Origin of the sequence: Chryseobacterium sp. Leaf201 (assembly GCF_001421435.1) — a bacterium.
GTDB lineage: Bacteria > Bacteroidota > Bacteroidia > Flavobacteriales > Weeksellaceae > Chryseobacterium.
The window spans coordinates 18,511-30,697 of record NZ_LMKA01000060.1; the positions used below are offsets into that span (position 1 = coordinate 18,511).

Sequence of the window (12,187 nt, forward strand, 5' to 3'; positions counted from 1 at the left end):
TCATGGCAGAACACAGCATTGAGATTAAAAATTTATATAAAAAATATAAAAACGCAGAAGATTTTTCCGTCAATGACATCTCCCTGAACATTGGAAAAAATGAAATCTACGGAATCCTCGGACCGAACGGAGCCGGGAAAACAACTTTGATTTCCATGCTTTCGGGACTGATAAAACCCACTTCAGGAAGTTTTACAATCAACGGCTTATCATTACATAAGGACGGGTTTAAACTGAAACAGATCATCGGTATTGTTCCGCAGGAATATGCACTCTATCCTACCCTGACCGCTAAAGAAAACCTGATGTATTTCGGGAGCCTCTACGGATTAAGCCATAAACAATTAAAAAGCAAAATTGATGAATCCCTGGAAATCATGGGCCTTTCTAAATTTGCTGACAAAAAATTAGAACAGTTCTCAGGAGGAATGAAGCGCCGGTGCAATTTAATTGCAGCTACCCTACACACCCCGCAGGTCCTGTTTCTGGACGAACCTACGGTAGGTGTGGACGTCCAGTCTAAAAAAGTAATCATCAGTTACCTCCAGAATCTGAATAAAAAGGGGACGTGCATTATTTATACTTCGCACCACCTTTCGGAGGCAGAGGAATTCTGTACCCAGATTGCCATTATCGATCATGGAAAAATTCACGCTACCGGAACACCGGAAGAACTGGTGACCCGGATTTCCCATGCTGAAAACCTGGAAGACGTTTTCATTTCATTAACCGGAAAAGAATTAAGAGATGTTGTTGTATAAACTGTGGAGAAGCTTCATTAAGGAAATCCTTTTGCTGAAAAGGGATATCGGAGGGATTGTCATTATTTTCGTGATGCCTTTGCTGCTCATTGTAACCATTACCCTGATTCAGGATTCTACCTTTAAAAATCTGGAGGGCACAAAAATCCCGGTTATTTTTATTGATAATGACAAATCTGAAATTTCAAAAAGCATTAAGCAGGAACTTGAGAACAGTAAAGTTTTCGAGCTGATAAGCAGGAATAATGAAAAATCTGCCCGGGATGCCGTTTTTTCAGGAGATTACCAGATGGCGATTGTCATCCCGGAAAATTTAACGAAAGATTTAAACTTAAATATCGATTCTAAAGTACAGGCCATTGTAAGCTCATTCGGATTAGAGCCTGATTCTGCCTCTGCAAAGAAAAAAATTATTATAAAAGCCAAAGACATCCATTTGTACTTTGATCCCGCAACCAATATCGGCTTTAAAAACAATGTGATGAACTCGATCAATAAAATGATTTTTGAAATCGAGAACAAAAAAATTTACAAAGCATTCCAGGACCAGCTGGGAACAACAGAAAATCTTGAGGAAAGCAAAAATTTAATCGGGTTTAAAGAGATTACTCCTAAAAAAGATAAAATGGACCTGATGCCGAATTCCGTTCAGCACAACGTTCCGGCGTGGGCCCTGTTCGCCATCTTTTTTATTGTTGTGCCTTTGTCTATTAATTTAGTTAAAGAAAAAAGCCAGGGAACAAGTGTAAGGGCAAGAATCAGCCCGACTCCTTATTTCGTGCATATTTTAGGGAAAACATTTACCTATCTGATTATCTGTGTCATCCAGTTCTTGCTGATGGTGGCCGTAGGGATTTATCTCTTCCCGTATATGGATCTGCCGCAGTTTGATGTCACCGGAAAGATGTTTCCTTTGATTGTGGTTACCATTTTTGCAGGATTGGCAGCCATCGGTTTCGGTGTTTTATTAGGTACCATTGCGAACACACAGGAACAGTCGGCTCCGTTTGGGGCGACTTCAGTGGTTGTTTTGGCCGCTATCGGAGGAATCTGGGTACCTGTATTCTTAATGCCTGAGTTCATGCAGAATGTTGCAAAGCTTTCCCCGATGAACTGGGGGCTGAATGCATATTACGACATTATTTTAAGGAACAGCGGAATCGGCGGTATTGCCACCGAGCTTATTTCCTTATTTTTATTTTATATAGCCATGGTTGCTGTTTCATTACTTTATGAAAGAAAACAAAATGCAGTCTGAAGAAAAAAAGTTAAGCTGTACGGAAGAAGTACGGGTAAGGTTCAACGAGACAGATCCGCTGGGAATTGTCTGGCACGGGCATTATATTGTTTATTTTGAAGACGGCAGGGAAGCCTTCGGGAGGCAGCACGGCCTTACCTATCTTGATATTCAAAAAGCCGGATATGTTACACCGATTGTAAAAAGTACCTGTGAACATTTTCTTCCGTTAAAATACGGGGAAACATTCCGTGTGGTTACTACTTTTGTAAATTCAAACGCCGCAAAACTGATGTACAGATACGAGCTTTTCAATAATGATAATACGCTGGTATGCCGCGGGGAAACCATTCAGGTCTTCCTGGATGCTGATAATAATCTATGCCTGTACAATCCTGAATTTTTTCAGGCCTGGAAAGATAAAATGGGGCTGTCATGATGAAGGATATTTATATTACAGACTATAACTGTGTCACGCCTTTGGGCTTTGATGTCCAATCCAACTGGCACGCCCTGCTGGAAGGGAAATCGGGTGTAGCTTTACATAAAATCATAGAAAACCATGATGCGTTTTATGCTTCTATGGTTGATACTCAAAGTCTGGAAAAAGAATTTAACAGCGTCTTCAACGGGTTTCACCATGACAGCTCAGATTTCACGAGACTGGAAAAAATGTTCCTGCTGAGCCTGAAACCGCTGACTGAAAGACATAACATCACAGAGGAAACGGCATTTATTTTATCAACAACCAAAGGCAACATCAGCCTGTTAAAAAATCAGAATACTTTACCCGAAGGTGTTTACCTTTCCGATCTTGCCAAGAAAATTGCTGATTTTTTCGGATTTAAAACAAAACCGATTGTAATTTCCAATGCCTGTGTTTCAGGTGTAATGGCCATTGCCGTTGCTAAAAATATGATCCTGGCCGGAAGATACAACGATGCTTTTATTGTTGCCGGAGACGAGATTTCAGAATTTGTGATTTCGGGGTTCAATTCTTTTCAGGCAATCGGAACAGATCCCTGCAAACCTTATGATAAAGACCGCAACGGAATCAATCTCGGTGAAGCTACCGCTGCAGTATACATCACTTCCGGATTATACCAGAATGAAAAATTCAGGTTTAAAGTTTCCGGAGATTCTGCCATCAATGATGCCAACCATATTTCCGGGCCATCAAGAACCGGTGACGGATTGTTCGCAAGCATTAGAAATGCGATGACCGAAGCCAAAGTTTCAGCAGAAGAGATTGATTTTATTTCTGCCCACGGAACGGCCACTTTATATAATGATGAAATGGAATCCATTGCCTTTAACAGAATGGGATTACAGCATATTCCTTTAAACAGCATGAAAGGCTATTACGGGCACTGTTTAGGGGCTTCCGGACTTTTGGAAAGTATTATTTCTATGGAAAGTTCAATTCACGGGACGTTAATTCCATCGAAAAATTTTAAAGAAGTAGGAATTTCCCAGCCGTTGAATATTATTACCGAAAACCGGCCTGCAGAAATCAGATATATCCTGAAAACAGCTTCAGGTTTTGGCGGCTGTAATGCGGCGGTTGTTTTGGAGAAAACATAAAATAATTTTGTAATTTTGATAGAATTAAAGTTTTAGGAAATGCAGTCTACTTCAGAAATAAGGAAGAAAATCCACGAATATAGAGAGGACGCCGATGAACGTATTCTTCGTATTTTCAATGTGATAATTGATGCGGAAGAGAAAAATCCCGATTTAGCATCTTCAGATTACCCTCAGGTTCCGGATTATGTTTATGACAAAATAAAGGAAGAACGCGGAAAATATCTGAACGGAGAATTAAAAACATCGTCCTGGGAAGAAATAAAGGAAAGACTGATGAAAAAATTATGATTTATCATCTATCTCTATCTGCAAATGCTGAAACTGATTTAATTGAATCTGCTTTATGGTATAGAAGCCATAAGAGTGGACTTGGTAAAAAATTCATACAGCAGGCTGAGTTATATTTTTTAAGAATTCAAAATAATCCATTCCATTTTCCTGCTAAAAAAAGAAATTTTAGCGAAGCCTTTATACGAAAATTCTCCTACGTGATCATTCATGAAATTATAGAAAGTGAAAATGTCGTTTTCTCTGTTTTCAACACCTCTCAAAATCCTCAGTGAAAACCTTAGTACGACCTCAAAACCCATCAATGAAGAAAACAGATACCTGCACCATAGAAAATTCAGAAATAACTGTCAACGGACAAACTGTTTTTGAAAGCCCGTCCGGAAATTTTTCAGATTTTGCCAAAGAAGCTTACAAAAATCTGCAATTGAATTATCCGAAGTTTCACAAAATGGATAACCTGAGCAAGCTGGCCTTTCTTGCTTCTGAAATGATTTTAAAAGATGAAGACCACACCGGGACAGCTTTGGTTTTCGGCAACCGGTCCTCCAGTTTGGATACGGATTTCAAATATCAGGAAAGCATCAATGTCCGGGAAAACTATTTCCCGAGCCCTGCCGTTTTTGTGTATACTTTACCGAATATCTGTGTAGGCGAGATCAGTATCAGGCATAAAATGCAGACGGAAAATGCCTTTTTTGTACTGGATGAATATGATGAAGGATTCTTAACGGACTATGCAGCACAGATCCTGCATTCCGGGAAGGCTGAAAAGGTATTATGCGGCTGGGTAGAATTGTATCAGGAAAGTTATAAAGCTTTTGTATATTTGCTGACTACGTAATTTAACAATATAAAAAATTATCGGGTTACCGATTTTAATAATACTGACAACTATTGTCATATTGCTAAACAGGTACATTGATACGTTATAAATGAAATTTATTTTATGGAAAATTTAAGAGAAGAATTAAAGCACAAAATTATTGAAGTCCTTAACCTTGAAGACGTTGCAGTAGAAGAAATCAAAGATACGGATCCGTTGTTCGGAGGAGGTCTCGGCCTTGATTCTATCGACGCTCTTGAATTAATTGTTCTTCTTGACAAAGAATATGGAATTAAACTGGCCGATCCTAAAAAAGGAAAAGAAATCTTCACTTCGATAGACACCATGGCGAAGTTTATTGAAGACAACCGAACGAAATAATTATTCAATTGAGCAATATACCAATTTGACAGGTTCCAATATTGATACATCGTTAAATTGATACATTGTTATACTATAAATAGAATGAGTCACAAAATTGCCATTACCGGGATGGGTATCATTTCTTCCATCGGAAACAATGTGGAGGAAAACCTGAACTCGTTAATAACCGGGAAACACGGGATTTCAGACATTGAACTGTTTGAGACCCGCCATGCAGGGCACATTAAGACAGGCGAGATAAAACGTTCTAATAAAGAGCTGATGCAGGAACTTCAGTTAGACGGAAGCAGCAATGCCACGAGAACCGCTTTATTAGGAATGACTGCCGCCAGGGAAGCAGTAGAAAGTGCCGGGATTTCAGATATCAACGAATTCAGAACCGGCTTGATTTCCTCTACCAGTGTAGGCGGAATGGACATCACTGAAAAATATTTCTACCGATACGAGGATTTCCCTGAACAGCAGAAATATATCGACGCCCATGACGCCGGAAACTCCTCACTGATGATTGCCAGTTACCTGGAATTAAAAGGTATGGTTTCCACCATCAGTACGGCCTGCTCTTCAGCTGCCAATGCCATTATGATGGGGGCAAAACTCATTAAAAACGGTATTCTGGACCGTGTGATTGTCGGTGGAACCGATGCCCTTTCAAAATTTACACTGAACGGTTTCAATACCCTGATGATCCTTACAGATTCTTACAATACCCCTTTTGACAATGACCGGAAGGGCCTGAATCTCGGTGAAGCAGCAGCTTATATCGTCCTGGAATCTGATGAACTTGTACAGAAACAGAATAAAAAAGTCTTAGGTTATCTTTCCGGCTATGGAAATGCAAACGATGCACACCACCAGACCGCTTCTTCGGAAGACGGACAGGGTGCATTCCTGGCAATGGAAAAAGCCCTGAAAGTCTCAGGCCTGGAAAAAGAACAAATTGATTATATCAACGTTCACGGAACGGCAACCCCGAATAATGATTTATCGGAAGGGATTGCGATGATCAGGATCTTCGGCGAGAACCGGGTTCCGGAATTCAGCTCTACAAAAGCATTTACCGGCCACACGCTGGCTGCGGCGGCTGGAATTGAAGCCGTATACTCATTACTTGCCATTCAAAACAATGTCATTTTCCCAAATTTGAATTTTAAGACAAAAATGCAGGAATTCGACCTGACTCCTGTTACTGAATTGAAAAAGAAGAGTATCAGCCATGTGCTTTCCAACTCATTCGGTTTTGGAGGAAACTGTTCAACTTTAATTTTTTCAGAATCATGAGCGGAGTTTACATCAACAGTGCTGCCTGTATCTCAGCCCAGGACACTTTAAATCCTGATTTTTTCCGGAATTTAACGCCGGAGAATTCAGTTCAGGTTTTAAAGGCGGTGGAACCCAATTATAAGGAATTCATTCCGCCGGCCGCGATCAGGAGAATGTCCAGAACGGTAAAAATGAGTTCTGTAGCCTCTCACTACGCTTTGAAAGAAGCAGGAATTGACAATCCCGATGCAATTATTGTGGGAACAGGAATCGGCTGTGCACAGGATTCTGAAAGATTCCTGAAAAACGTCCTGAATAACAATGAAGAGTTTCTTACCCCTACGTTCTTTATTCAGTCTACCCATAATACGGTGGCCGGGCAGATTGCGTTAGGCCTGAAATGCCATGCTTACAATTTTACGTATGTAAATCCTTCTTCGTCACTGGAATTTTCATTTCTGGATGCAAAGCTGCAGATCAATGACGGCGAGGCCTCAACGGTTCTGGCAGGTTCTACGGATGAACAGACCGACAGGGTTATGGAACTGTACAAATTAAAGAACATTATTAAGCAAGAAGAAAACCTTCCGGTTGATTACTTAAATTCCACAACCCATGGAGTCATTTGGGGCGAGGGAGCAAGCTTTTTTGTTTTAGGGAAAGATAAAACAGAAACATCTTACGCTGAATTAAAAGATATCGGGATCATCAATACACTGGATGCAGAAGGCACTCAAAAATTTATTAAAGATTTTTTAACGAAAAACAATGTAGTCCCTGATGAGGTTGATGCTGTTGTTTTAGGTTTCAGCGGGGATGCGAAAACTGATCTTTATTATACCAAAGCAGCGGAATTATTTGAAAACTCGGCATTGCTGTATTACAAGCACCTGAGTGGCGAATTCAATACTGCAAGCGGTTTTTCAACGTTTATGGCCTGCCATATTCTAAAAAACCAGGAAATTCCGGAAGTCATGACGATCAATGCGGTAAAAAAAGACGGAATTAAAAATATCATGTTGTATAATCATTTAAACGGAAATGATCACAGCCTGGTTTTATTGGAAAGGGTTTAGATCCAACTCAATAGGCAATTGAAACTTCTTCATAAATTTCGGACTGGTTAATATTTCACATCCATACAGAAAGTTTAAAATTCAATTCATAAAAAATACAAAATGAAGCATTACCCGTTTATTTTATTTTATCTTTTCTGCAATGCTTTTATTTACGCATTTCAGGCAAGCCTGTGGGTCTATGTATTCTGCTTTCTGATGTTTTGTTTTGTGATCGTCTGGGGTTCTTTTGATATTCAACTGGGATATTTTGTTAACAGCATTACGCATAAAAGAACAAAGCTCAGGGAAGTGGCCTTAACTTTTGATGATGGCCCGACTGCATTGACCCCAAGATTTTTAGACCTTTTAAAAGAGCATGATGTAAAAGCTACCTTCTTCTGCATCGGGAAACAGATTCAACAATATCCTGAGACCTTCCGGAGAATTATTGATGAAGGCCACAGCATCGGGAACCATACCCTCTCCCATGCCCGCAATACCGGGTTTTTATCTGCACCGGAAATGGTAAAAGAAATTGAAGCGTGTGACGAAATAATATCCAAAACCGGAAACATCAAAACCGGTTTATACCGGCCTCCGTTTGGGGTAACCAACCCGAATATTGCCAAAGCCATAAAAAAAACAGGTAAGATAAGCATCGGTTGGAATGTGCGCTCTCTGGACACGGTAACGGAAGATGAGAAAAAAATCTACCGGAAAGTTACAAAAGGCTTAAAAAAAGGAAGCATCATTCTGCTTCACGACACTTCGGAAAAAACGTACAATGTCTTAGTGGATTTATTGCTATTTTTGAAGGATCAAAAGTATTCAGCCTTTACCGTGGATTCAATAATTAAATCTAAAAATAATGATTAAGCATATTGCATTCGGAGCATTTTTATTAATATCAGGCTTATTTTTTGCCCAGAACACGGCGATGTCAGCAGCTGAAGCAAAAGCATTTGTTTCCCGGATTTCATCTGAAACCAAAGGAATAAAAACCCTGCAGAGCGATTTTACCCAGACCAAGAAAATGGATTTCCTGGATAAAAGCATTGTCACGTACGGAAAAATGACGCTAAAAACACCGAATATGCTGAGCTGGAAATACACAAAGCCTTACCAGTACAGCATTGTTTTCAGGGACAATAAAATTTTCATCAATGACCAAGGTAAAAAGTCTTCTGTGGATGCAAAAAGCAAAACATTTGAAAAGATCAATAAACTGATTGTAGGAAGTTCAAACGGACAGATGTTCAATGACCCGGAGTTTTCCGTAGCCTATTTTAAGAACGGGACTTCCAACCTGGCAAGATTCACCCCGAAATCTTCACAGCTGCTGAAATACATTAAGCAGATCGAACTTCATTTCCCTAAAAACCAGTCGGCCGTTTCGCAGGTGAATATGACGGAGGCTTCAGGAGATACAACCAATATCATGTTCAAAAATACCAAAATCAATGCGCCGGTTTCTGCTTCAGATTTCAGTTTATAGCCTGATCCTTTTGTTTTGTTTTTCCTGTACAACCTACCGGATAAACAATGTGAATACAATTCCCAATACTGAAAAAACCGTTGAAAACCTGTACTTTTCTTCTCGGGAAGACTATGTCTATAAATGCCGGATGGATATTTATAAAAACCACGTAAGCGGCATCCTGATAATTAAGAAGCTTACTGAACAGACGCACCGCGTGGTGTTAACTTCAGATTTCGGAAATAAATTAATTGATTTTGAAATTTCAGGAGACAACTTTAAACTTAATTACGTTCTTCCGGATCTTGATAAAAAAATCGTTATCAACTTCCTGAAAAATGACTTTCAGGAACTTTTAAGAAGACAATATCCCGTAACCGAAACTTTTGAAAACGAAAATTCTAAAATTTACCTTTCAAAGACTGATAGAAAAGCCTATTACCTTTTCTTCAGCAAAGAAAACGGCTTACTGCAACAAATGGTTTACACAAAAAACAACAGGGAAAAAATCGATTTTACTTTTGATGCAAAAAAACATATCTTCGCGGACAGCTTACATCTTCAGCATAAAGATTTTAAAATCACGATCAAACTAAACCAGATCACCGAAACAGAATAACAGCATGAAAAAAATCTCCTTTTTACTCATCCTCTTCCTATCAGCCCTGTCTTTCGGGCAGGTCACTTTTAGTCCCGGAATCCGTGGAGGGGTAAACTTTGCGAAATTCACGGAGACAGACGGCGGATTTTATAACTGGTTTGAGAATGACGAAAAGTGGGAAGATCAGGAGCGAATCACAACAAGCTATATTACAGATTTTTATATGGGTATTTACGGCAACATAAGGATATCAAAAGTATACGCTTTGCAGCCGGAAATCAATTATTCCCGACAGGGCTCGATCATGAAAACAAGTGACCGTGAAATTAAATCCAAACTTTCTTTTATTTCGCTGCAGGCTGTCAATAAATTCCATCTCCGGAAATTCAACCTTCAGGCGGGTATGAGCATCGATTTCCTTATTGACGACCGAAACTTTTATCCGTATAATAAAAACAAAACAGATCTCGGGTTTATTGTGGGCGCAGGATATGACGTCACAAACCGTTTCGGGATTGAAGCCCGGTTCAAAAAAGGGCTTGTCTCCCAGATAAAAACCACGAGCGAAGATCATACAAACGTGCTTTTCCAGGCAGGCGTTTATTATACATTTAACATGAAAAAATAATTATGCAGACCATTCTTACAGACTTTTACCATTTAAACTCATCCGAAAAAACAGAGAACGGAAGCTTCATTGCCCATATTTCGCTGAACAAAGATCATGATATCTTTAAAGGGCATTTTCCGGGCAATCCTGTAACACCGGGCGTTTGTATGATGCAGATTGTAAAAGAACTGACGGAAGAATGTACCGGTAAAAGATTATTTCTGAAATCGGCCTCCAACGTAAAATTCATGGCGATTATCAATCCTTACGAAACCCCTGAGCTGAAACTTCAACTGGACATTAACGAAGATGAAGATCATGTTAAGGTAAAGAATACCACGTCTTTTGGCGGGACTATTGCATTAAAAATGTCAGTTAACTATCAAAAATTGTCATCATGAAGCTTATTTTCTCGTTACTTACCGCTTTGTTTCTTTTCTTCCAGTCGGGTCTTGAACCTTTGAGAAACGGCTATGCCAAAGCAAACTCATCGAATGCAAGTACAGAAGCTTTCATCGCCCTGGCTGAAAAGACATCCGGCTCTGATCCTGTGATACAGGGCTATAAAGCGGCTGCACAGATTATGAAAGCGAAAGTGGCCAAAACCAACAGGAAAGCAATTGTAAAATCCGGAGCCACAAGCCTGGAAAGCGTTATCAAAGCTCATCCTTCTGATATTGAGCTGAGGGTAATCCGGTTAAGCATCCAGGAAAACATCCCGAAAATTGTAGGATACAGGGGAAGCCTGAAGGAAGATAAAACCTATATTCTTAACAATTACGGAAAACAAAGCGCTGCGCTGAAAAATTATATCAAAAGATTTGCGGCACAGTCCAAGACGATTACGCCTCAGGAGCGGGCAGCATTAAAATAAAATAATGATCCGGACCCGTGCTGAAGTACAACAGGCGATTTCTGAAAAGAAAATCTGTGTTTTAATTCCGACCTACAATAACGCAAAAACCCTGAACCGGGTTATTAATGGTGTATTGGAATACACTGATGCCATCATTGTGATAAATGACGGATCCACCGATGACACACCTCAGCTTTTAAACAGTTACTCTCAGATTACAACAGTTAGCCTACCCGAAAACAAAGGGAAAGGAAATGCTCTTAAAACAGGTTTCAGGAAAGCTGAAGAATCCGGTTATGATTATGCCATAACCATTGATTCGGATGGCCAGCATTATCCTGACGACATCCCGGTTTTTATAGAGGCACTGCTGAATGAGCAGGAGGATGTTCTGCTTATCGGGAACAGGAATATGTCTCAGGACGGCATTCCGAAAAAAAGCAGCTTTGGCAACCGGTTCTCCAATTTCTGGTTCTGGTTTGAAACAGGAATCAGGCTTGAAGATACACAATCCGGCTACCGGCTCTACCCTCTGCACAGAATCCCTAAGAAATATTTTACGCCGAAATTTGAATTTGAGATTGAAATTATTGTAAGGACAGCATGGAGGCACGTTCCGGTAAAAAATGTTCCGGTGAAGGTATTATATGATCCTGCGGAGAGGGTCTCGCATTTCCGGCCGTTCAAAGATTTTACAAGGATCAGCATTCTCAATACCATCCTGGTCGCTATCACTTTGGTTTACATTATCCCGAGGAATTTTATACATAATTTTAAAAAGAAAAGCTTTAAGAGATTTATTAAGGAAGATGTACTGCAGAGCGACGGAAGCAACCGTACAAAGGCATTTTCCATTGCACTGGGTGTATTTATCGGGTTTTCGCCTTTCTGGGGATTCCATACGCTTCTGGTGATCTCACTTTCCATATTGTTCAAGCTGAATAAAGTTCTGGCTTTTGTATCTTCCAATGTGAGCTTACCGCCGTTTATCCCTTTTATCATTGCTGCTTCACTGTTTTTAGGTTCGCCTTTTGTAGAAGGGAACAGCAACATCCTGAGCCAGAACCTGAATTTTGAACTGATAAAAAACAACCTCGTGCAGTATATCATCGGAAGCATGATTTTAGCAACGGTCATGTCTGCTGTTTCATGGATTGCCGTTTTTATTTTCCTGAACAAGGTGAATCCTGAAAATAACCAAACGTTAAAGTAAGTTTTTTATATTCATCGTATCTGGTG

17 protein-coding genes are annotated in these 12,187 nt (G+C 39.9%); all 17 read left to right on the forward strand.

Going from position 1 to position 12,187, the window contains the following annotated elements; all coding sequences use genetic code 11:
* Nucleotides 1-2 precede the first annotated feature (2 nt).
* The 17 genes from ASE55_RS07200 to ASE55_RS07280 all read left to right on the forward strand — a co-directional run bounded on the left by ASE55_RS07200 (nt 3) and on the right by ASE55_RS07280 (nt 12,161).
* Nucleotides 3-761: an ABC transporter ATP-binding protein gene (locus tag ASE55_RS07200; RefSeq protein ID WP_056217173.1), complete on the forward strand. Its 759-nt coding sequence runs from the start codon at nt 3-5 to the stop codon at nt 759-761.
* Nucleotides 748-2,019 carry an ABC transporter permease gene (locus ASE55_RS07205; protein ID WP_056217174.1) on the forward strand — a complete coding sequence of 424 codons (1,272 nt, stop codon included), beginning with the start codon at nt 748-750 and terminating at the stop codon, nt 2,017-2,019. Before ASE55_RS07200 ends, ASE55_RS07205 begins: the two co-directional genes overlap by 14 nt.
* Nucleotides 1,994-2,437 (forward strand): acyl-CoA thioesterase, encoded by a 444-nt coding sequence (locus ASE55_RS07210; RefSeq protein ID WP_056217177.1) that lies wholly within the window; start codon nt 1,994-1,996, stop codon nt 2,435-2,437. Before ASE55_RS07205 ends, ASE55_RS07210 begins: the two co-directional genes overlap by 26 nt.
* Nucleotides 2,434-3,582, forward strand: a complete 1,149-nt coding sequence (locus ASE55_RS07215) for a beta-ketoacyl synthase N-terminal-like domain-containing protein (RefSeq protein ID WP_056217180.1) — start codon at nt 2,434-2,436, stop codon at nt 3,580-3,582. The genes ASE55_RS07210 and ASE55_RS07215 overlap by 4 nt, the downstream gene beginning before the upstream one ends.
* A gap of 39 nt (nt 3,583-3,621) precedes the next feature.
* Nucleotides 3,622-3,873 carry a hypothetical protein gene (locus ASE55_RS07220; protein ID WP_056217183.1) on the forward strand — a complete coding sequence of 84 codons (252 nt, stop codon included), beginning with the start codon at nt 3,622-3,624 and terminating at the stop codon, nt 3,871-3,873.
* On the forward strand, nt 3,870-4,148 hold the full coding sequence (locus ASE55_RS20065; protein ID WP_128414521.1) for a type II toxin-antitoxin system RelE/ParE family toxin: 279 nt from the start codon (nt 3,870-3,872) through the stop codon (nt 4,146-4,148). The genes ASE55_RS07220 and ASE55_RS20065 overlap by 4 nt, the downstream gene beginning before the upstream one ends.
* A 29-nt stretch (nt 4,149-4,177) precedes the next feature.
* Nucleotides 4,178-4,717, forward strand: coding sequence for a hypothetical protein (locus tag ASE55_RS07230; RefSeq protein ID WP_056217189.1), 540 nt, complete (start codon nt 4,178-4,180; stop codon nt 4,715-4,717).
* A 105-nt stretch (nt 4,718-4,822) separates the two neighbouring features.
* Entirely contained in the window at nt 4,823-5,080 is a 258-nt protein-coding gene (locus ASE55_RS07235; RefSeq protein WP_027387024.1) for a phosphopantetheine-binding protein, read from the forward strand.
* A gap of 84 nt (nt 5,081-5,164) precedes the next feature.
* Nucleotides 5,165-6,364 (forward strand): beta-ketoacyl-[acyl-carrier-protein] synthase family protein, encoded by a 1,200-nt coding sequence (locus ASE55_RS07240; RefSeq protein WP_056217190.1) that lies wholly within the window; start codon nt 5,165-5,167, stop codon nt 6,362-6,364.
* Complete coding sequence (locus tag ASE55_RS07245) at nt 6,361-7,422, forward strand: beta-ketoacyl synthase N-terminal-like domain-containing protein (RefSeq protein ID WP_056217192.1); 1,062 nt, start codon at nt 6,361-6,363, stop codon at nt 7,420-7,422. The genes ASE55_RS07240 and ASE55_RS07245 overlap by 4 nt, the downstream gene beginning before the upstream one ends.
* Before the next feature lie 102 nt (nt 7,423-7,524).
* Nucleotides 7,525-8,280 carry a polysaccharide deacetylase family protein gene (locus ASE55_RS07250; protein WP_056217195.1) on the forward strand — a complete coding sequence of 252 codons (756 nt, stop codon included), beginning with the start codon at nt 7,525-7,527 and terminating at the stop codon, nt 8,278-8,280.
* Nucleotides 8,273-8,899 (forward strand): LolA family protein, encoded by a 627-nt coding sequence (locus tag ASE55_RS07255; protein ID WP_056217200.1) that lies wholly within the window; start codon nt 8,273-8,275, stop codon nt 8,897-8,899. The genes ASE55_RS07250 and ASE55_RS07255 overlap by 8 nt, the downstream gene beginning before the upstream one ends.
* Nucleotides 8,900-8,948: 49 nt before the next feature.
* Complete coding sequence (locus tag ASE55_RS07260) at nt 8,949-9,500, forward strand: hypothetical protein (RefSeq protein WP_238585011.1); 552 nt, start codon at nt 8,949-8,951, stop codon at nt 9,498-9,500.
* A 4-nt stretch (nt 9,501-9,504) separates the two neighbouring features.
* Nucleotides 9,505-10,110, forward strand: coding sequence for an outer membrane beta-barrel protein (locus tag ASE55_RS07265; RefSeq protein ID WP_056217206.1), 606 nt, complete (start codon nt 9,505-9,507; stop codon nt 10,108-10,110).
* Between the two features lie 2 nt (nt 10,111-10,112).
* Nucleotides 10,113-10,493, forward strand: a complete 381-nt coding sequence (locus ASE55_RS07270) for a 3-hydroxyacyl-ACP dehydratase (RefSeq protein WP_056217207.1) — start codon at nt 10,113-10,115, stop codon at nt 10,491-10,493.
* Nucleotides 10,490-10,966 (forward strand): hypothetical protein, encoded by a 477-nt coding sequence (locus ASE55_RS07275; RefSeq protein WP_056217210.1) that lies wholly within the window; start codon nt 10,490-10,492, stop codon nt 10,964-10,966. Before ASE55_RS07270 ends, ASE55_RS07275 begins: the two co-directional genes overlap by 4 nt.
* A gap of 4 nt (nt 10,967-10,970) precedes the next feature.
* A complete protein-coding gene (locus tag ASE55_RS07280; RefSeq protein WP_056217213.1) occupies nt 10,971-12,161 on the forward strand; it encodes a DUF2062 domain-containing protein in 1,191 nt (396 codons plus the stop codon).
* Nucleotides 12,162-12,187 lie beyond the last annotated feature (26 nt).